A 19,994-nucleotide genomic window follows, 5' to 3' on the forward strand; every position below is an offset into this window, starting at 1 on the left:
CCCATGGCAGCCTCAAGTCCATACCGCCCCTTCTCAACCTGCCACCCGGTGGTTCCCCTCGCCTGCGTCCTGCCCACGCTGCTCATGGCGATGCTCGTCGTGCAGCCGGTCTACGTCGGCATCTCGCTGGTGGGGGGCCTGCTCCTCTCGTCCCTCGTCCTCGGTCCCTCGGCCATCCTGGCCCGCCTGCGCTGGCAGCTGCCGTTCCTCGCCCTCATTGTGCTTCTCAACCCGCTCTTCGTCAGGGCGGGATCGACCGTCCTCTTCGAGCTTGGCCCCCTCGCGCCGAGGCTGGAGGCGCTCCTCTACGGTCTCTGCATGGGCGCGACCCTCGCCTCCGTCCTCCTGTGGTTCGAGTGCTGCGGCCAGGTCCTGGACGCGGACGGCGTGCGCGACGCCTGGGGCGGGCGCCTTCCTAGCCTCGCCCTCGTCACGTCCATGACGTTCCAGCTGCTGCCGCGCCTGCTGTACCGTGTGCGGCAGGCGGAGGGCGTGCTTGCCGCCTGCACGGCGGCGGAGGGGACGGGCGGCGCCCCAGGCGAGCCCGTCGAGGAAGGTGGCCCGGCCACGCACGCGCACTGGGCGCTCCCGGTGCGCCGCAGGGTCCGCTCCCTGGGCGTGGTCCTCGGCTGGGCCCTGGAGGACTCCCTCGAGCGTGCCGACTCGATGCGTGCCCGAGGCTGGGGAGCCCTGCCTCACAGGAGCTTCTACGCCCGGCAGCGCCTGCGCGCTGCGGACGTGACGCTGGCCTTGGCATTCACTCTGCTGGGGGTGCTGAACGCCCTCCTCGCCCGGGTGGCGCTCGGCCAGTGGCACTTCTATCCCCAGATGCCCCGGCTCATGGCCTGGTGGGGCTACCTTCCCTTCGTGCTGCAGGTCCTGCTGCCCAGCCTCGCGGTCTTTGCGGACAGAGTGTCTTGGAGGTCACGCTGATGCCCAAGGCCCTGCGCATGAGCCACGTCGGCTTCGCCTATCCCGATCCCGCCAGCGAGGGCGCCTGCCTGCCCCCCGTGCTGGGGGACGTCTCCCTCGAGCTCGACGAGGGAGACTTCGCCGTGCTCGTTGGGGCAACGGGTAGCGGCAAGTCCACCCTCCTGCGCCTCGCCAAGCCCCAGATGGCCCCTGTGGGCAGGATCGTGGGGGAGCTCGAGGTCGAGGGCGTGCCCGCGGCGTCCCTCGCCAACGACGCGCGCCTTGGCGTCTCGCTCGTGGGGTACGTGTCCCAGGACCCCCAGGCCCAGCTCGTCTGCGATGGAGTTCTGAGGGAGCTGGCGTTCGGCCTCGAGAACCTCGGCGTCCCCCAGCCGGAGATGCGCCGTCGCGTGGCGGAGACGAGCTACTTCCTGGGCATGGGGCCTTGGCTCCACGCCCGCTGCGCGGAGCTCTCGGGAGGTCAGCTGCAGGTGCTCGCCCTCGCCTCCGTCCTGGCCATGCGTCCGCGGCTGCTGCTGCTCGACGAGCCCACGGCGATGCTCGACCCCGTGGGGGAGGCGACCTTCGCGTCCCTGCTCGGGAGGGCCAACCGCGAGTTGGGCATCACGGTGCTCGTGGCGACGCATCGGCCGGCGCCCTTCGCGGGGTCGGCCACCAAGGCCCTCCTCCTCGAGGAAGGCCAGGTGGGGGAGCTGTCGCTCGAGGCGCTTTCCGGGCGAGAGGCGCTTGGCCTTCGCCCGTCGGGGCCCCGGCCCGACCACGAGGGGGGTGCCGCCTGCCTCGACCTGACCGACGTGTGGTTCCGCCACGCGCGCGGCGCGGAATGGGTCCTGCGCGGACTCGACCTCTCGCTCGCGCGGGGGGAGTGCCGGGCCCTCGTGGGCGCCAACGGCTGCGGGAAGTCGACGCTCCTCTCGCTCGCCGCCGGCCTGCTGCGTCCCCAGAGGGGCAGGGTCCGCAGGGCCCGCGGCCTCACGCAGGCGCTGCTTCCCCAGAACCCCAAGGCGCTCCTCTCGCTTCCCAGCGTGCGCGAGGAGCTCATGGAGTGGGCGCCACGTTGTGGCTACTCGGCGGGGGATGCCGTGCGCGCCTTGCGCGAGCTGGGGCTGGGCGAGTCCCTCTGGGAGACGCACCCCTACGACCTCTCGGGCGGCCAGCAACAGCTGGTCGCGCTGGCAAAGCTGCTGCTGGCCAGGCCCGGCCTGCTGCTGCTGGACGAGCCCAGCAAGGGGCTCGACCTCGCGGCACGCCGCAGTCTGGGCAGGGCCATGCTCGCCGCGCGCGAGCGCGGGACGGCAGTGCTGGTCGCGACCCACGACCTCGCCCTGGCGCGCGAGCTCGCGGACACGGTCACCCTGCTCTTCGACGGGGAGGCAGCGGTCACCGAACCCAGCCAGGAGTTCTTCGAGAGCTCCTGGCTCTGGCGCTAGCCGTTGTGCGCCTGGGGGCCGGCTGCGCGCAGGAGGAGGCAAGCGGGAGGCACCGTCAGCTGCGCGCCAGTGCGAGCGCGCCATGAGAGGTGCGAAGTGGGTGGTTGTCCTCCGCCAAAGATGGCCGGAACCGCTCACTTCTCGCACGCGGCGGCGGACGAACCGCCCACATCGGCTCTCTCGTGGCAGCGTCGCCGTCGGTAGTCGACCGGACGCTCGCGCCGCGCTCCCACGGCAGCGTCGTCGGTGGCACTTGGCGGCTGGCGAGGCGTGCGCCTCCCGGGGGAGAGGTCCGCTACTCGAAGCTGAGGAAGGCCTCCTCGTCCACCTCGTCTTCGTAGTAGGCCTCGTCGTCGTGGCCGCGTTCCCCGTCCGCGTCGTTCGAGACCCAGCTATAGGCCTCGGCGTCGTCACTTCCGGCGGGCAGGACCGAGCTGATGAGCGAGAGCCCGTCCACGGAGGGGACCACCTTGGTCCATTGGGCGATGAGCGCCTCGGAGGGGGCGGCCTCAAGCTCGACGAGCGAGTCGAGGTTGATGCGCGCCGCGCCCTCGAGGAGGTCCGAGCCCTCGTGCAGCTCCTGCAGGGCGTGGGCGATCTTGGTGAGGGCCTCCTCGGGGTCCGCCGCCTCCACCAGCGCGGGCATGAGGCAGTAGTTCTCGGCGGGGTCCGCCTGGTCGCTGTAGCTGAAGTTGCCAAGGTAGAGCATGGTCTTCTCCCCTCGTCGAGGACTCCTTTGCTCCACTCTAGACCACTTGCCCGCGGCAGCCTGCCCTGTCGGCCGGACGGTCCCGCGAAGGCGACGGGTGCTATTCTGGACGGACCGAGGAGGGGAGGCGCGCATGGCCGGCACGGAAGGGATGGTGGCCCGGCCCGTCCGGGCCAGGGCGCTTTCCGCGTTGGAGCCCCTCTCGCTTGCGGCGGTGCCCCTTGCCATGGCGGCCTGCGCGATCCTGGGGGTCGAGGCGAGCGCGGGGCTCACCATGCTCGTCCTCGTGCTCTGCCTGACGCTCTTCCTCGTGGGCTACGAGGCCTCGCGCCCGACGCTCCGCCAGCTCGTGCCGACGGCGGTGCTCGCGGCGACCGCAGCGGCGGGGCGGGTGCTCTTCGCCCCCTTCCCGGACGTGAAGCCCGTCAGCGCCATCGCCATCGTCGCAGGCGCGGCCCTGGGCAGGAGGGAGGGTTTCATGGTGGGGGCCCTTGCCGCCCTCGCCTCCAACGCCTTCTTCGGCCAGGGGGCGTGGACTCCCTGGCAGATGTACGCGTGGGGCCTCGTCGGCTACCTTGCCGGGGCGCTCTTCGAGCGCGGCATGCTCGGTCGGCGCGGGGCGCTCTACGCCTTCGGCTTTGCGTCGGCGCTGCTCTACGGGCTCCTGCTCAACGGATGGTACGTGCTGGGCTTCGTCCGGCCCCTGACCTGGCCGGGAGTGCTTGCCGCCTTCGCCGCCGGGCTGCCCCTCGACTTGGTCCATGGCACGTCGACCGTGGCCTTCCTGCTTGCCATCTGGCTTCCCTGGGGAAGGTCCATCCGCAGGGTGGTGACGAAGTATGGCCTCTAGCGGGACGTCGCGCGCGTCCGTGCCGGCATACCGGGGCCGGAAGGGAGGGCTGCCATGCCGAAGCACCTAGGGGCTCGGGGAGGCGGGGGAGAGGGTCGTCGCCCCCTGGTCGCCTTGGCCGTCGCCTTCGTTCTGTTGCTCGCGATGCTCGCCCCTCGCCTCGTCTCGCAGGTCGGGACCCTCGCGGCGGGCGACGCCGGTCCCGACGCGCGCGCGGGCTCCCCGGGTGACTCGGCTGCGACGGCCACGGTCAATGACCCCAGTGCCGGCCAGCCGCAGCCCTCGCCCCTCGCCGACATGCTTGCCTCGGGGGAGCTGGGCTCCATCCGCCTCATAGGGGACTCCATCACCGCCGGCTACCTCTGCGACGGGTGGGATGCGCCCTCGGACACCGGCGTCATCGTCTACCAGGGACGGCAGGGGAGCTACGAGGAGGTGTCGACCACCGTCGGCTGCTGGGCCAACGACTTCAGGGCCTGGGCGGGCGAGAGGGGCGTCTCGTTCGTGAACGCGGGGGTCAGCGGGTTCAGGATGCAGTACCTGGCGGAGGACCCCGACGCCTGGCTGGGTGACGGCGCCGACGTGGTCGTGGTCATGCTGGGCACGAACGACGCCGCGAAGGAGCCCCTGGAGGACTTCCGCGCCTACGCCCGCGAGGCGCTGTCCGCCGCCGCGGCGCGTTGCCGCCTGCTCGTGGTGGTCTCGCCGCCCGCGAACGAGCGCACCGACGCGCACAACCTCTATGGCATGGACCAGGTGGACTCCGTCCTGACTGAGCTCTGCCGGGAGGAGGGCTACCTGCACGTCTCGCTCCTCGACGCGCTCGAGCTGGGGACGGGCGACTTCAATCCCGACCAGGTCCACCCCACCAGCTCGGGTTCCCACAAGCTCTGGTCCGCGCTCTCGGGGCAGTTGGGGATTGCCCGGGTCGACGCCAGCTGACCGTCTCGCCCGAGTGTCGCGCTTTTGTAGATGAGGGAGGCTCCCTTGTGCGCCCGCCCTGGGCTTGTGTATCATTCATATGTTTGTTCCAATGTCAGAAGGAGAATCCATGTCCGGACACTCTAAGTGGGCCACCACCAAGCACAAGAAGGCCGCCATCGACGCCAAGCGCTCGGCCCTCTTCTCCAAGCACTCGCGCAACATCACCGTTGCCGCCCGCAACGGGGGGGACCCCAACCCGGACAACAATGCCTCCCTCGCCGCCGCCGTCGCCCGCGCCCGCATGGTCTCGATGCCCAACGCCAAGATCCAGGCGGCCATCGACAAGGCCTTCGGCACCGGTGCCGACGCCGTGGTCTACAAGGAGGTCACCTACGAGGGCTACGGCCCCGCGGGCGTGGCCGTCTACGTCGAGTGCCTGACCGACAACCTCAACCGCACCGCGGCCGACGTGCGCTCCTCCTTCACCCACGCCGGCGGCAACCTGGGCACCACGGGCTCCGTCGCCTTCCAGTTCGAGCGCAAGGGCTCCATCGCCATCGAGAAGGTCATCGTCAGCGACGACAAGAAGGTCGCCGACAAAGAGAACGCCGTCGACGAGGACGAGTTCATGATGGCCGTGGCCGAGGCCGAGGGCGACGACTACGAGGACGCCGGCGACCAGTGGATCGTCTACACCGCCTACGACAAGATGCAGTCCGTCGAGGCCGCCCTCAAGGCGCAGGGCATCGAGGTCAAGGGCTCCGAGCTCACCATGGTTCCCACCACCCCGACCGAGCTCGACCTGAACGACGCCAAGAAGGTCCAGCGCCTCGTCGACCGCCTCGAGGAGCTCGACGACGTCCAGAACGTCTACACCACCATGAGCGTCTCGGACGAGGTCGCCGCCCAGCTGGACGAGGACTAGTCCCGGAAGTGCCCCCCTTGGGGCGCCCATAGCCCGTGGATGCGGCGGCCTCTCGCGGCCGTCGCATTCTTTTGGGGGCCGGGCACGCAGCGAGCGCGAGCAGGGAGTCGCACATGAGGCAGGACATGACGCAGGCACAGGCCGAGGAGGCGCTCGAGCTTCCCGACCGCTACGGCAAGGCGGAGCTGCGCGCCGCCTTCAAGAGGCTCGCCCAGGAGTACCATCCCGACAACGCCGCCAAGAACGGGATCAGCCCGAGGTTCGCACAGCGCAAGATGACCGAGGTCAACAAGGCCTATGCCGTGCTGAAGCCCCTCTTCGAGGGCGACCGCGCCACCGTGCAGCGCGACCTCGTGGGCGGGAGCGTGGGCAGGCACGGCGTGGGCGTCCACTTCGACCCCGCCGGACGGAACTCCACCCGCACGCAGGTGGACGACAGCCTATTCTGGGACGAGGAGGGCAACCCCAGGAGCGCCGCCGCCGAGCGGGACGCCAACGCCGCCGCGGACGCGCCCGGCCACGGCCTCAGGCGCCTCCTCCTCGGGCCCTGGCTCATCCGAAGCCTGCTCGTCCTCGCCTTCGCCCTCCTCTGGTACCGGACCTTCCCCTTCGTGGGGGGCAACGAGGCCCGCTTCGACCTGGGCCCTGCGGCGGGCCTCGGTGACTGGGCGCGCACGGTCGCGGCCTGCGTCTATCCCAGCTACCTCCTGCTCTACGAGCTCTTCGCGGGGCATCTGAGCGGGACCCTGCGCGAGGCCGCCAACGGCCTGGTCAGCCACGTCACCCGCATCCACGTCGAGGTGCGTCGGCAGGGGGCCTACCAGTCGAGTCTCGCCGACCTCATAGAGAAGCAGTGGTACGGCATCCTCATGCTGCCGCTGGTGCTCGTCGTCTGCGACTGGGCGCTGGCGCGGCAGGACGTGGCCCAGCGCATGGCCATCCTCGTCCTGGCTGCCCTCCTGGGCCTGGACGCCCTCCTGAGCTGCTTTGGGAGCGGCGTCGCCAACGGCATCGCGCGAAGGCTCGCCCAGGCGGTCGAGAAGCGCTACGTCACGGCTCGCATGGAGCTCCTGCGCCGATGCGGCCAGTGGTCCTCCGGGCGTCACGCCGCGCACGCCAGCTAGGAGGGGCCGCGCGCGGCGGCGGGCGGCGCGTTCCCGCACGTTCGCCGGACGCGGCGAGATGCCCGCCCCGGCCTGTCAAGGGCGGGAGGCATAGTAGAATGGCGAAAGGCAGAAATACGGGCGGCGGCGGAGCCGTGGCCCAGCGAGGAGAACGCACATGCACAACGTACGCAAGGTAGCGGATGACATCTGGTGGCTCGGTGCCTCCGACCGCCGCATCGAGCTCTTCGAGAACACCCACAGGGTGCCAGAAGGCATGTCATACAACAACTACCTCGTCCTCGACGAGAAGACCTGCCTCCTGGACGGCGTGGACGAAGCGGTGACCACGCAGTTCTGGGAGAACCTCGACTTCGCCCTGGGCGGGCGCGACCTCGACTACATGGTCGTCGACCACATGGAGCCCGACCACTGCGCCGTCATCCCCGACCTTGTGAGGCGCTACCCCCAGCTGAGGCTGGTGGGGACCGCCCAGGCCTTCAAGCTCATGGGGCAGTTCTTCGACTTCGACGCCGAGTCGCGCGCCATCAAGGTCAAGGAGGGGGACACCCTCGACCTCGGGCGCCACACCCTCCAGTTCGTCTGCGCCCCGATGGTCCACTGGCCCGAGGTCATGGTCGCCTACGACCAGCTCACGGGTACGCTCTTCTCGGCCGACGCCTTCGGCGCCTTCGGTGCCATGAGCGGCTGCATCTTCGCCGACGAGGTCGAGTGGGAGCGCGACTGGGCCGACGAGGCGCGCCGCTACTACGCCAACATCGTGGGCAAGTACGGCATGCAGACCACCGCGCTGCTCAAAAAGGCGTCGAAGCTCGACGTCAGGCTCATCTGCCCCCTGCACGCCCATCTCTGGAGGCGCGACTTCGACCAGATCCTGGGCCGCTACGCCAAGTGGGCCTCCTACGAGCCGGAGCTCCGCTCGGTCGCGATCTTCTACGGCTCCGTGTACGGGCACACGGCAAACGCCGCCGACATCCTGAGCCGCCAGCTCGCCGAGCTGGGCGTGCGCGACGTGCGCGTGTATGACAGCTCCAAGACCGACGTCTCCGAGCTCATCTCGCGTGCCTTCCAGTACTCCCACCTGGTATTCGCCTCGTCGACCTACAACATGGAGATCTTCGACGGCATGCGCGACCTCTTGCTCGACCTGGGCAACCACGGCTTCTCGAAGCGCACCGTGGGCGTCATCTACAACGGCTCCTGGGCGCCCGCCGCAGGCAAGCTGATGCTCGCGCAGCTGGAGGCCGCGAAGGACGTCGAGGTCCTGGAGCCCGTCGTTCACCTCGTCTCGTCCGTGAAGGAGGAGACCGTGGGGGAGCTGGACGCCCTGGCGCACGCCCTCGCCGCCTCGGTCAGGGGAGAGTAGCCAGGTCCGGGCGGGGCGAGTCCCCTCCGCGCGCAACGACCGCGAAGCCCCGTCGGCAGCTGTTGCCGGCGGGACTTCCGTCTCCCGTCCCGGCGGCGCGACGTGCGCCCCACCCGCCTATGCGGGAATGGGACATGGCTACCGGATGTTTATCTATATGTTTAGTTCTTGTTAGGTAGATAATGCAGGAGGCGTTCATAGGTCAGCTTCGTCCCTGGGAGGAATCATGGCAAACCGCTTCGTCCTCAACACCGTCTCGTACCACGGCTCCGGTGCGATCAAGGAGATCCCCGTCGAGATCAGGCGCCGCGGCTTCAAGAAGGCCTTCGTCTGCTCTGACCCCGACCTCGTCAAGTTCGGCGTGACCGCGAAGGTCACGGACCTGCTTGACGAGGCGGGCATCCCCTGGTCCCTCTACAGCGAGATCAAGCCCAACCCCACCATCAAGAACGTCCAGGACGGCGTCGCCGCCTTCAAGGGGTCCGGCGCCGACATGATGGTCGCCATCGGCGGCGGCTCCTCCATGGACACCTGCAAGGCCATCGGCACCGTCGCCGAGAACCCCGAGTTCGCCGACGTGCGCTCCCTCGAGGGCGTCGCTGACACCAAGGCCCATGCCACCTTCACCATCGCCGTCCCCACCACCGCCGGCACCGCTGCCGAGGTCACGATCAACTACGTGATCACCGACCCCGAGAAGGTGCGCAAGTTCGTCTGCGTCGACGTCAACGACATCCCCGAGGTCGCCGTCGTCGACCCTGACATGATGGCCTCGATGCCCGCCGGCCTTACCGCCGCCACCGGCATGGACGCCCTCACCCACGCCATCGAGGGCTATACGACCCGCGGTGCCTGGGAGCTCTCGGACATGTTCCACTACAAGGCGATCCAGCTCATCTCCCGGAACCTGCGCGACGCGTACGCCGAGGCTAAGAGCGGCCAGCCCGCGAGCGGCCGCGAGGGCATGGCGCTCGGCCAGTACGTCGCCGGCATGGGCTTCTCCAACGTGGGCCTGGGCATCGACCACGCCATGGCCCACACCCTCTCGGCCCACTACGACACCCCCCACGGCGTGGCCTGCGCGATGCTCCTGCCGATCGCCATGGAGTTCAACAAGCCCGCCGTCACGAAGCGCCTCGCCGAGGTGGCCGTCGCCATGGGCGTCGACACCTCCGGCATGGGCGAGGACGAGGCCGCCGACGCCGCCATCGCGGCCGTGCGCCAGCTCTCCGAGGACGTGAACATCCCCAAGACCTGCGACGGCCTGGTCGAGGAGGACCTGGACCGGCTCGCCGACGACGCGCTCGCCGACGCCTGCTACCCCGGCAACCCGCGCGAGGCCGACCACGAGGCGGTCAAGGGGCTCTTCCGCAAGATCATGGCGTAGGCCTCGCCACCATCGTCACCTGCGAGGGGGGCGGTCCATGGGGCCGCCCCCTCCCCATGGCGTGCCTACGAGGCCTCGAGGGTCGCGAGCAGGGCGAGGTGGTCGCTGCCCGCGATCTGCAGGGTCTCGAGCTGGCCGACCGCGATGCCCGCCCCCTTGCTGTAGACGATGTGGTCTATCTCGATTAGGGGAGGGATGACCGAGTTGGCGGGAAAGCTCAGGTGGAGTCCCTCGCCCGCGGCCTCTCCCGCGTCCAGGAAGCTGTCCCCCAGAAGCTTTCTGAAGCCGACGTGGTCCCAGGTCGCGTTGAAGTCCCCCATGATCACGTAGGCGTTGTCGTAGCCCGCCAGCTCCGACACGCTCGCCAGTCCCTCGCTCCAGAGGCCCTGCCCTCCCAGATGGGGCGAGTTGGGGTGCGCGCTCACGAAGCGGAGCCGACGCTCGCCCAGGGTCACGGTGCCCGCGGCGAGGGCAGAGGACTCGGTGGGCATGAGGTTCGAGCTCGTGCGCGAGAGGGGCTGCAGCGAGAAGATCGCGTTGATGCCGCCGTTGTCCGTGGCGGAGGCCTCGCCCAGGACGTAGTGGGGGAGAAGCTCGTGGATGCCCGACTCGCCCAACTCGCCCAGGAAGGTCCAGCTCACCTCCTGTAAGGCGAGCACCTCGACGCGCCTCTCCCTGACGGCCCGGACCAGCGCGGCCGCATCCGCCCTGCCGTTCCTCGTGTTGAAGGTCATGAGCCTGAGGTAGTCGTCGTCCGCGACGGGGGCGTCGACGTCAGAGGGGCTCGTGGCCTCGACCGCCGCCTCCGACACGGTCTGCGTGGGGAGGAAGTAGCCCAGGTGCCAGACGACCACCAGGGCCGCAGCAGCGAGGGAGAGCGCGGCGAGGTTCCTGCGCCGCCAGAGGAGGGAGAGCGCGAGGACGAAGGCGAAGGCGGGAAGGGTCCAGATCACGAAGGAGGTCAGCTCGGGGACGGCGCGTCCCTGCGCGTGGCTCAGGGGCAGCATGCGCAGGACCAGGAGCCCCAGGAGGGGCAGCATGAGCATCCAGAGCAGGAAGCTCAGGAAGTTGTGGCGTCCCCCTCGTCCGCGCCTCATGGAAGCCCCTCTCCCCTCGCGGCCATGGTCTGGCCCTCTCCCGTATCCTTGCATTCTAGACGTGCCGGGACGCCGCTCGCCCCTGGGCGCGGCCGTCTCTCGCCTGGAGCCGGCGCGCGGCCACGACGGCGCCCCAGGGGCAAGAGCCAAGACGGGCCGCCTCCGTCTTGGGGGCCACGCGGGCGAAGGCGACACAAGAGGGGGGCAGCGCATGTTCCACATGAACGACTATCTTGCCTGGAGGGGCGACCTCCGCTTCGACGAGCGCCCCCTCAACGAGGTCGACGCGCTCGTGCTCTCGTGCCTGAGCTACCTCGACTTCACGGGGTTCGTCCCCGGGCCGGGAGCTGGCGGCGTGAGCCTCTCTGCCGCCTGCCTCGCGCTGGCCGACGAGGCGGGCGAGGACGTGTCCGGCCGCGTGCGCTCGCTTGCCACGCTGGACGCGGAGTACCTCCGCCGCCTCGCCTCGTCGAGGCGCTTCGGCGACCTCGTGCTCCACGACTACGTGGACCAGATCGACGAGGGGAGCTCGCTGCAGTTCGCCGCCCTCCGCGCGACGCTTCCGGACGAGGACGAGTTCGTGTCCCTGCGGGGGACCGACTCGACCCTCGTGGGCTGGCGCGAGGACTTCATGCTGAGCTTCACGGTGACCGAGGCCCAGAGGCGCGCGGCAGCCTACTGCGCGGAGGCCCTGCGCGGGCTTGCGGCTCGGGGGAGGGACGCCTACCTCGGTGGGCATTCGAAGGGCGGGAACCTGGTCGCCTTCGCCGCCCTCTCCTGCCCCGAGGGGCTACGCCCGCGGATCCGCGAGGCGTACAGCTTCGACGGCCCGGGCATGGCGCCCGAAATCATGCCCCAGAGCCCGTCCTCGCTCCTCGGTGACCGCTTCCATCACGTCTGTCCCGAGCACAGCGTCATAGGCATGCTCCTCTCGCGTCCCGAGGACCCCCACGCGTTCGTGCGAAGCGACGGGAGCGGCATGCTGCAGCACGACCCCATGACCTGGGAGTGCCTGCCCGACGGGCTGGCGAGGGCGGAGGGCCTGGACGACGACGCGAGGAGGGTGGACGAGGCGATCGCGGCCTGGGTCTCGCAGATCGACTTGGACCACCGCGCGGAGTTCGTCTCCGAACTCTTCGGCGTGCTCGGCGCAGGGGGTGCCGCCACCTTCGACGAGGTGCTCCAGCCGCCGAGCATCCAGGCGGTGCTCGCGGCCGCGGTGTCCGTCAGCGACCAGAGCCGCGAGCTCGTGCGCAGGCTGGTGGGGGCGACCGTGGACGCCTACCGGACGTCGGCGGGGGAGCGCGTCGCCGAGGCGCGGGAGGCTGCCGCCCGCCAGGCCCGCGAGCTGGTCCGAGACGTCGCCGACCACCTGGCGCTCGCGGGCGAGGAGGGGGAGGCCGAGGCTCCGCGGAGGCAGCCGCTCCTGCCCAGGGCGAGGGGGGCGCGCCCGGACGACGACGCCTAGCGCAGCCCGGTCACGCCGCCCACCAGGCTGGCGACGACGCTGATCACGATGGCCCCGAAGAACGCCGCGCCGAAGCTCGAGATGAGGATCCCCGCGTGGAAGACGTTGCGCGAGAGGTAGCTCGCGAGCTCGAGCATCAGGGCGTTGATCACCAGCGAGAAGAGGCCGAGCGTCAGGAAGTTGAGGGGAAGCGAGAAGAACGTCGCCACGGGCTTCACGGTCGCGTTGACGAGGGCGAGCATGAGGGCGCACATGGCCGGGCCCATCCAGCTGCCGCCCACGGCCTCGATGCCGGGGACCAGCGCGATCGCTGCCATGGTGGCAATTGCGGTGACGAACCAGGTTCCGAGAAATGACATGGTTTCCTCCTTCTGATGGCTTGGTTATACCCAGGTCCGGTTCCTGCCATGCCTCGTGCCAAGGCCCCCTCTCGCTTTAATGGAGTAAAGTAGGCGGCCAGGGGAGGCCACGGATGTCCTGCCCATGGCGAAGGGCGGGGCGCATGGCTCGGAGTGCGAGCGAGAGGATCGGAAGCGCGGACGCGGAGCGGCTGTACCGGGCGGTCGGCCTGGTGTCCGACCCCTTCGAGGCCCGTGCCTTCCTCCAGGACCTCCTGAGCCCGAAGGAGGTGGAGGAGCTGGCCCGCCGCCTGCGGGTCGCCACCATGCTGAGGGACGGGGCGTCCTACCTCGAGGTGTCCCGCCAGACCGGGGCGTCCTCCACCACCGTGAGCCGCGTCTCGAAGTGCCTGAACGGCGAGGCGGGCGGGTACCGCCGCGTGCTCGCCCGGATGGACGGGGAGTAGGGCGCACCGCCATCCGGCACCGCCATGGGCCCGCGGCTCCCTGCCGCGGGCCCATGGCTTGGCGTCCCACCCCCGCGCTACCATGTGCCCGTCGGCACGGGCGACGAGGCGCGGCCGTTCGGTTCGAGGAAGGGGAGGGCACATGCCACTCAAGCTCATACGCACGGACGACCCCCGGCTCCTGGGCGCCCCCGTCATGCGCGAGCTCGGCGCCACCTCTGCCGTCGCCGAGGCGACCCTTCTCGTACCCTCGGTCGATCAGGCGCTCGCCTGCAGGAGGGCGCTTGCGGACGACCCGCGCGCGCCCCACCTCCTGCAGGTGGCGACCCCCGTCGCCTGGGCGGAGGAGCGCTGGGGGCTGTGGAGTGACGGACGCCGCGTCGTCGACGCCACGGCACGGCTCGCGCTTCTGCGCGTCCTGCTCAACCGCGCCCGGTCCCAGGGCGCCCTCGAGGGCCTTGCCGGCACCAGCGGCACGCTGGACCTCCTCGCCCGCCTCTGCTCCGAGCACCTTCCCGAGCTGCCGCCGGACCAGGGCGACCCGCGATGGAGGGCCCTGGGGAGCGCGGAGCGCAAGCTCTGCGGGCTTGTGTGCGAGTACGGGGAGGCGCTCCGCCGCCGTGGCCTCGTGGAGCTCTGCGAGGCCATGTGGCTCCTGCCCGACGCACTCGCCGAGGCTCATGGCAGCCACCCGCGCGTCGTCGCGGCGGGGTTCGACCAGGCGCCCCCCTCGGTCCTGCGTCTCCTCGCGCGCCTCGCGGGCGCGGGGGAGCTCGTACTGGTGGTGCGTTCGGACGGGGGTCCCGCGACGGCCCTCGCGGAATCGTCCGCGCGCGCCGTCGTGGCGCTCTGTCGCGAGCTCGGCGTCGAGGTTGCCGAGGAGGAGTTGGTCGAGGGGCATCGCGCGCCGGCGGCAGGCGAGCTCCTGGGACTGCGTGCGCGGCTCTTTCGCATGGGCGAGCCCTCCATGGGCGCGCTCGAGCCATCGGGCAGGGTCGCGCTCCTCGAGGCGTCGGGCCCCCTCAGCGAGGGGGAGCTCATGTGTGCCGAGCTCCTCGAGCGGGGACGTGCCCTGGCGGCCGATGCTGGGACGGCGAGCCTTGCCGTGGTGGTGCCCGACGTAGGCCGCGCCTGGTCCGAGCTCGCGCCCAAGCTCGCCGCCCGCGGCGCCTGCGTCCGGGCCAGCATCCCCGTGCGCCTGGACCGCATCCCCCAGGTTCGTGCGTTCCTGGGCTTCGCAAGGGAGGTCGCGCGCCTTTCCGAGCTCGACCTCGGCTGGCCCGGGCCCGTCCAGGGTCCCGACGGCAGGCCACTGCCCCAGCTGGGCGACATGTCCTGGTGGCCCCCCCGGCCCATCGTGGACTTCCTGCTGAGCGACGCGAGCGGGATGGGACGGCAGCAGGCATGGGAGCTCGACCGCCGCTGGCGGGGGAACCGCTCCCTCACCCCGCGCCAGCTACTCGAGTCCCTCGGCCGCAAGCGCAGCACCAGTCCGGAGGTCCAGCAAGCGACGGCGGCGATACTCCGCGGCCAGGTCGGTCACGCCGCGGGGCTGCTCGCCCATGCCATGGAGGAGGCGGACCAGGCCCAAGCCGACCTCGCACGCTCGCGGGGGGAGGGGCCGGGGACGCCTGGCGAGTCCCGGCTCCGCGGCATCGACGGCCTGCGCTCCCTCCAGGCGGTCTCCGGTAGCGTCAGCGAGCTCGGCCTGGGCCGCGGGAAGGGCAAGGGGCTGGCACCGGCCGGCATGTCGCTCTCCGAGCTCTGCGACCTCTTCGCCGAGCTCGCGGGGAGGCAGGCGCTGCGCCGCCGCCTCGTCCTGGGGGACGAGGCGGCCCAGGTGGGAGTGAGGCTCCTCTCCCGCCCCGAGGCGGCCCGGCTCGAGCCCGCCTCCCATGACCTCGTCCTGGTCTCGGGGCTCACGGCGGCGGAGTACCCGCTCGCGCCCAGGGACGACGCGTACGAGGCGCTCCTCTCCAAGCTTGGCCTCGGCGGCTCCGACGACCCGCTCGAGCTCGCGCGCTCGCAGTTCGCCTCCGCCGTGGCCGCGGCGCGCAGCTCGCTTCTGCTCGAGCGCGCGACCCATGCCGCGGACGCCTCGGTCGGCTATCCGGCAGTCATGCTCACCGAGGCGCTGGCCTGCTACGGCTTCGAGGGCGAGGGTCCTTGTCCCCTCCGCGTCCGCGGCATGGGGGAGGGCGAGGCGAGCCTCTGCCTCTCGGGGGAGGGCTCGCGTCCCGCCCCGCAGGGCTCGCGCGCGGTCGCGGCCGGCTCGATGCTCTCGCCGGGGTTGCGCGGGATGATCGTCGTCCCCCGTCCGGGCGAGGCCGAGCTGCCGGGGGGCCGTCCGTCCCTCTCCGCCTCCCAGATGGAGTCCTACCTGGAGTGCCCCCACAAGTGGTTCACCCTCAGGAGGCTCGGCCTGGACCGCGTGGACGCCGGCTTCGGCCCGCTCCAGATGGGAAGCTTCGCCCACCGCGTCCTGGAGGTGTCGCACCGCAGGCTCGCGACGGAGGCCGCCCGCGCCGCCGGGCTCCTCGGGGATGGCGGGGAGGCCGACTTCGAGCTGCTGGGGCAGTCGTACGTCCCGGGAACGCGGGTCACGCCGCAGAACCTCGAGCACATGCGCGAGCTCGTCTTGACCGAGGTGGACCACCACCTCGCCCACCAGCTTCGTCGGGCCACCACCGTCGCCGCGCAATCGCTCGTCCCGCATGACAGCGGGGAGCGCCTGCAGCTCGACTTCCTGCGTCGCGACCTCCTGAGCACCGTCGAGTTCGAGCTGGGGGTGCTCGAGGGCTTCGAGCCCCGCCACTTCGAGCTCCGCTTTGGGGGGAGGCGTCCCCAGAGCGTGCACGTGAGCTATGCCGGCGCCGACTTCGTGGGCAGCGTCGACCGGGTGGACGTGAACGAGCACGGCTGCGCCGTGGTGATCGACTACAAGCACAAGGGCGCTGCGGGCTTCGCCGCCGAGTACGACGTGTTCGGGAGGGAGGGCTGTCCCGGGCCGGGGGGGCTCAGGCTCCCGCGCAGGGTGCAGGCCCTCATCTACGCGCAGGTCATCCGCCGCATGATGCCCGACCTCAAGGTGGTGGGGGCGATGTACCTCTCGACCAGGGGGTCGCGCGTGGACCAGCACGAGCTCGCGGGGGTGGTCGACGTCAACTTCGCCGACCAGGTGCTGGGGCCCGCGAGGCAGGCCCGCCTCGACTCCTGCTGCTGCGGGGGGCCTGGCCAGCTGGGCTTCGAGGAGCTGCTGGACGCCACCGAGGAGCAGGTCGCCGCGGCGATAGGGCGCATGCTCGCGGGCGACGTCCGCGCCGACCCCGTCGACGCCAAGGCCTGCCAGTGGTGTCCCGTCACCAACTGCGAGAGGAGGCTGTCCTAGTGGCACGCCGTCTGACACCGGAGCAAGAGCGCATCACGCGGACCCTCGACAGGCCGCTCTTCGTGGCCGCAGGGGCCGGGTCGGGCAAGTCGTCCACCCTGGCCGAGAGGGTCGCGTGGGCCCTCACCCCCGGCTCGGGCGAGGGAGGGGCGCCCTACCTCGACAGCCTCGACGAGGTCCTGGTGATCACCTTCACGCACGCGGCCGCGGACGAGATAAAGGAGAAGATCCGCGCCCGGCTGCGCGAGGGGGGCATGGCAGGCCATGCCCTCGAGGTGGACTCTGCCTGGATCAGCACCATCCATGGCATGTGCTCGCGCATCCTGAGGAGGCACGCCCTCGCCCTCGGCCTGGACCCCGGCTTCAAGGTCGCGGGGGAGGGCGTCTCGGCGGGCCTGGTCGAGCGGGCGGTCGACGAGGTGTGCGGCATCGTCCAGGACGACCCCGCCTACGCGGAGCTCAGGCGTAGCTTCGAGCTCAGGGGGCGGGCCGGAATCGACGGCGCCGCCACGGTGTTCGGCATGCTCAGGACCCTGCGCGACGCGGCGGGATCGGCCCTGGAGGGCTTCGACTCGGTCGAGTTCCCGGGGACCGCCCCCGACGTCTTCGGGGAGCTCTCGCTCTACCTCGACTGCGTGCAGAGGGCGCTCGTCCTGGGGCAGGAGGCAAAGGCCTTCTCGTCCAAGGCCGGCGAGGCGGAGCGCGCGAACCTCCAGAACTCCCTCGAGGTGGTGGGAAGGCTCCTCTCGCTCCCGCCCTCGCAGCGCGACGCGGCGCACGCCGCGGAGGCCTTCGGGCGCATAAGGAGGCCCGGCGACGCCTACAGGTCGAAGGAGATGAGGGAGCTGGGCGCCCAGATCAAGGCCGCCTATGCCGACTGCGCGCTCGCCGTGCAGATGGCTGGCGCGATGCGCTTCCGCACCCAGCTCGTCCAGCTCGCGCGCGAGGTGGACCGTCGCTACGCCGGACTCAAGGCGGGGCTCGGGGTCCTCGACAACGACGACCTGCTCTCGCTCACCCTGCGCGCCTTCCGCGAGCATCCGGAGGTCGCGGCAGAGTACGGTCGGCGCTTCCGCCTGGTCATGGTGGACGAGTTCCAGGACACCAACGCCCAGCAGGTGCGCATGATCGAGCTCCTGAGCGGGCCCGGTGCCTGCCACCTCTGCACGGTGGGGGACGCCCAGCAGTCGATCTACCGCTTCCGTGCCGCCGACGTGCAGGTGTTCCGCGACCGTCAGGCGTCGCTGCCCCCCTCCTCGGTGGTGGAGCTCAAGAACAACTTCCGCAGCCACGACGACGTCCTGCGCTTCGTGGCACACGTCCTCGGACGCGGCCAGGAGGGAGGAGGGGGACTCCTCCCGCGCTTCATGGACCTCGTCGCCTGGGAGGGGCGCGCGAGCGGCTTCGCGGCGCGGGGGCTTCCCCGCGTCAGCGTGGAGCTCGTGTGCTCGAGGCGGCAGGGGAGGGCGCAGGTCTCGTCCCAGGACCGCGCCCGCGTGATGGCGGACAGGGTGGCCGAGCGCCTGGCGTGCTACATCGACGCCGGCCAGAGGCCCTCCGACGTGGCCCTCCTCCTGGGACGCATGAGCAGGCTCGGCAGCTACCTCGAGGCCCTGCGCTCCCGCGGCATCGAATGCGTGGTGAGCGGCGGGTCGACCTTCTCACAGAGCGAGGAGGTGCGCCTCGTCTCGGCGCTGCTGCACCTCCTCGCCAACCCCAGGGACACCCAGGACGGGCTCTACCCCGTGCTCACGAGCCAGATGTTCTGCCTCTCGGCAGACGACCTCCTCCTCCTCGCGACCCGCGACCAGGAGGAGGTGGACGCCCTTACGAAGCGGGGGATAGACGCCGGCCTCGTGTCGTTCGACCTCCCCGCGGGCCTCGAGCCCTCTCCCGCGCTGCGCTCAGCCCGCGAGCTGGTCGCGCGCGCCTTCCGGAGGCTGGGGAGCTGGTCCGTGCGCGACGTGCTCGCGGCGATGCTCCGCGAGTCCGGCCTCGTCGCCCGCCTCGAGGACGGCGGTCCCGACGGCCAGGCCCGCCTGGCAAACGCCCTCGCGGCCGTGCGGCACGTGGGCGAGCTCGTGGACGAGGGCGGCCTCGGCGTCTGCGAGGCGTCCGTCGAGTTCGACCGCTGGCTCGAGGTCTGCAAGCTCGGTCCCGCCTCGCTCGTGGGCGGGGGTGGCGGCCCGGTGCAGGTCATGACCGTGCATGCCTCCAAGGGCCTGGAGTTCCCCGTCGTCGCGGCGTGCGAGTGCTGGGGCAACGACGCGCCCCCCTCCAAGGGCGTCTGCTGCGAGAACCGCTCCGGCTCCGTGCTGGCCGCCCTGATCCCGCCCGAGGCGGACTCGTCGTGGCTCCGCCGGGACGCCCCCGAGGACGACGCCTCCTGCACCGACTGCGTGGACTGGGCGAGGAGGCTCTTCACGAGCTCGGAGGAGGGCGAGGCGGCGGAGCGCGCCCGGCTGCTCTACGTCGCCCTCACGCGCGCGAGGGAGGCGGTGGTCCTGGGGGTCTCGGCCCAGATGTCGAAGGACGGGAGCCTGAGGCCGCTCCTCGCCTCCGGGGTGTGCCGCGCCCTCTTCGGGGAGGGGCTGCCGGAGCCCGGGGAGCACGACGGGCTCGTCGAATACGGCGGCAGCGAGCCCGCCGCGCTGAGGGTGACCTCCCTCGTGCCGGGACCCGAGGGGGGCTGCCTGCTCGACGACGGGGGGGCCGGGTCCCCCCGCGAGCTGGGTGCCCTGGGGGACGGCCCGAAGGCAGGGGAGGAGCCGTCCCCCTTCGTCAGCTACGACGTCGCCGTCGAGGACGGTCTCGCCGTGCGGGGCGAGTCGGCGCGTGGCTGGAGTCCCCGGGAGGGCGTCTTCAGCTATTCCTCCGCCCGGCGGCAGCTTGACGCGCTGGGGGGAGGGGGGCGGGACGAGGCCACCGTGCTCCTCTCCTGCGACGTCGAGGGGAACTGCGAGGAGCCTGGCCCGTCCGATGGCGCGGAGGCCGATGCCGACCGGGCGACGAGCCTGGGCTCCGCCTTCCACCAGCTTGCTCAGGCCATGGTAGAGTCGGCCTCGTCTCCCTCGCCCGAACGCGTCGCCCAGACGGAGCGTTACTGGCGGCTCTCGCCCCGGCAGTGCGACCGGCTCGAGCGTGCGCTGGCGCGCTGGGAGGGCTCGGACATCCGGAGGGAGGCGCTCTCGCACGCCTGCCTCAGGGCGGAGCAGCCCTTCTTCAGGAAGGTCGAGTCCAGGTTCGGGAGCTACGTGGAGGGCGCCATCGACCTCCTCTGCTTCGACCCCGGCAGCCCCCGGGCGCTGGTGGTCGACTACAAGACCGGAGACGCGGGCCTCCCTTCCCAGGAGCTCCTCGAGCGCCACAGGATGCAGGCGGGCCTCTATGCCAACGTGCTCCTGGGGGAGGGCTTCGACGAGGTGGAATGCGCCTTCGTCTGCGTGGAGCTCGAGGCTGGCGGCGGCCAGCCGCTCGTCCTGCGCTACGAGTTCGGGGGAGGCCCCTCTCCCCTGAACTAGGCCCGGCCGGCCTGGCCCATCGGCTATCATGGGTGGCCAAAAGCCACGCCGACGCCTCCGGCGGCAA

The 19,994-nt window shown here is 71.2% G+C and carries 15 protein-coding genes; 12 read left to right on the plus strand and 3 right to left on the minus strand.

The features are described from left to right. Positions 1–3 precede the first annotated feature (3 nt). Both HMPREF1008_RS06065 and HMPREF1008_RS06070 read left to right on the plus strand, forming a co-directional pair. Positions 4–933, plus strand: coding sequence for an energy-coupling factor transporter transmembrane component T (locus HMPREF1008_RS06065; RefSeq protein ID WP_009278974.1), 930 nt, complete (start codon positions 4–6; stop codon positions 931–933). After that, the gene (locus HMPREF1008_RS06070) at positions 933–2,363 is read left to right on the plus strand and encodes an ABC transporter ATP-binding protein (RefSeq protein ID WP_009278975.1); all 1,431 of its coding nucleotides are present in this window, start codon (positions 933–935) and stop codon (positions 2,361–2,363) included. Before HMPREF1008_RS06065 ends, HMPREF1008_RS06070 begins: the two co-directional genes overlap by 1 nt. A 295-nt stretch (positions 2,364–2,658) precedes the next feature. On the opposite strand, the gene HMPREF1008_RS06075 is transcribed toward HMPREF1008_RS06070, so the two are convergent. Then, positions 2,659–3,072 carry a hypothetical protein gene (locus HMPREF1008_RS06075; protein ID WP_009278976.1) on the minus strand — a complete coding sequence of 138 codons (414 nt, stop codon included), beginning with the start codon at positions 3,070–3,072 and terminating at the stop codon, positions 2,659–2,661. 133 nt (positions 3,073–3,205) lie between these two features. On the opposite strand from HMPREF1008_RS06075, the gene HMPREF1008_RS06080 reads away from it, so the two are divergent. The 6 genes from HMPREF1008_RS06080 to fucO all read left to right on the plus strand — a co-directional run bounded on the left by HMPREF1008_RS06080 (position 3,206) and on the right by fucO (position 9,648). After that, the gene (locus HMPREF1008_RS06080) at positions 3,206–3,922 is read left to right on the plus strand and encodes an ECF transporter S component (RefSeq protein ID WP_009278977.1); all 717 of its coding nucleotides are present in this window, start codon (positions 3,206–3,208) and stop codon (positions 3,920–3,922) included. A 54-nt stretch (positions 3,923–3,976) separates the two neighbouring features. Beyond that, entirely contained in the window at positions 3,977–4,864 is an 888-nt protein-coding gene (locus tag HMPREF1008_RS06085) for an SGNH/GDSL hydrolase family protein (protein WP_009278978.1), read from the plus strand. Between the two features lie 109 nt (positions 4,865–4,973). Then, positions 4,974–5,771 carry a YebC/PmpR family DNA-binding transcriptional regulator gene (locus HMPREF1008_RS06090; RefSeq protein WP_009278979.1) on the plus strand — a complete coding sequence of 266 codons (798 nt, stop codon included), beginning with the start codon at positions 4,974–4,976 and terminating at the stop codon, positions 5,769–5,771. A gap of 113 nt (positions 5,772–5,884) precedes the next feature. Next, on the plus strand, positions 5,885–6,895 hold the full coding sequence (locus tag HMPREF1008_RS06095) for a J domain-containing protein (RefSeq protein WP_009278980.1): 1,011 nt from the start codon (positions 5,885–5,887) through the stop codon (positions 6,893–6,895). Positions 6,896–7,052: 157 nt separating this feature from the next. Continuing rightward, a complete protein-coding gene (locus HMPREF1008_RS06100) occupies positions 7,053–8,261 on the plus strand; it encodes an FprA family A-type flavoprotein (protein ID WP_009278981.1) in 1,209 nt (402 codons plus the stop codon). 226 nt (positions 8,262–8,487) lie between these two features. After that, positions 8,488–9,648, plus strand: coding sequence for a lactaldehyde reductase (gene fucO / locus HMPREF1008_RS06105; RefSeq protein ID WP_009278982.1), 1,161 nt, complete (start codon positions 8,488–8,490; stop codon positions 9,646–9,648). 65 nt (positions 9,649–9,713) lie between these two features. Here fucO and HMPREF1008_RS06110 read toward each other — a convergent pair whose 3' ends face one another. Next, positions 9,714–10,745, minus strand: coding sequence for an endonuclease/exonuclease/phosphatase family protein (locus HMPREF1008_RS06110; protein ID WP_009278983.1), 1,032 nt, complete (start codon positions 10,743–10,745; stop codon positions 9,714–9,716). A 220-nt stretch (positions 10,746–10,965) separates the two neighbouring features. Between HMPREF1008_RS06110 and HMPREF1008_RS06115 the strand changes: the two genes are divergently transcribed. Next, positions 10,966–12,213: an Mbeg1-like protein gene (locus HMPREF1008_RS06115; protein WP_232202841.1), complete on the plus strand. Its 1,248-nt coding sequence runs from the start codon at positions 10,966–10,968 to the stop codon at positions 12,211–12,213. Here the strand turns inward: HMPREF1008_RS06115 and HMPREF1008_RS06120 are convergent. Next, positions 12,210–12,572 (minus strand): phage holin family protein, encoded by a 363-nt coding sequence (locus tag HMPREF1008_RS06120; protein ID WP_009278985.1) that lies wholly within the window; start codon positions 12,570–12,572, stop codon positions 12,210–12,212. The genes HMPREF1008_RS06115 and HMPREF1008_RS06120 overlap by 4 nt on opposite strands. A gap of 143 nt (positions 12,573–12,715) precedes the next feature. Here HMPREF1008_RS06120 and HMPREF1008_RS06125 point away from each other — a divergent pair, with 143 nt between their 5' ends. The 3 genes from HMPREF1008_RS06125 to HMPREF1008_RS06135 all read left to right on the plus strand — a co-directional run bounded on the left by HMPREF1008_RS06125 (position 12,716) and on the right by HMPREF1008_RS06135 (position 19,927). After that, the gene (locus HMPREF1008_RS06125) at positions 12,716–13,018 is read left to right on the plus strand and encodes a YerC/YecD family TrpR-related protein (protein WP_050796648.1); all 303 of its coding nucleotides are present in this window, start codon (positions 12,716–12,718) and stop codon (positions 13,016–13,018) included. Positions 13,019–13,160: 142 nt separating this feature from the next. Continuing rightward, positions 13,161–16,406: a PD-(D/E)XK nuclease family protein gene (locus HMPREF1008_RS06130; protein WP_009278987.1), complete on the plus strand. Its 3,246-nt coding sequence runs from the start codon at positions 13,161–13,163 to the stop codon at positions 16,404–16,406. Beyond that, positions 16,406–19,927: an exodeoxyribonuclease V subunit beta gene (locus HMPREF1008_RS06135; RefSeq protein ID WP_009278988.1), complete on the plus strand. Its 3,522-nt coding sequence runs from the start codon at positions 16,406–16,408 to the stop codon at positions 19,925–19,927. The genes HMPREF1008_RS06130 and HMPREF1008_RS06135 overlap by 1 nt, the downstream gene beginning before the upstream one ends. Positions 19,928–19,994 lie beyond the last annotated feature (67 nt).

The organism is Olsenella sp. oral taxon 809 str. F0356, from assembly GCF_000233535.1.
Classification (GTDB): domain Bacteria; phylum Actinomycetota; class Coriobacteriia; order Coriobacteriales; family Atopobiaceae; genus Olsenella_I; species Olsenella_I phocaeensis.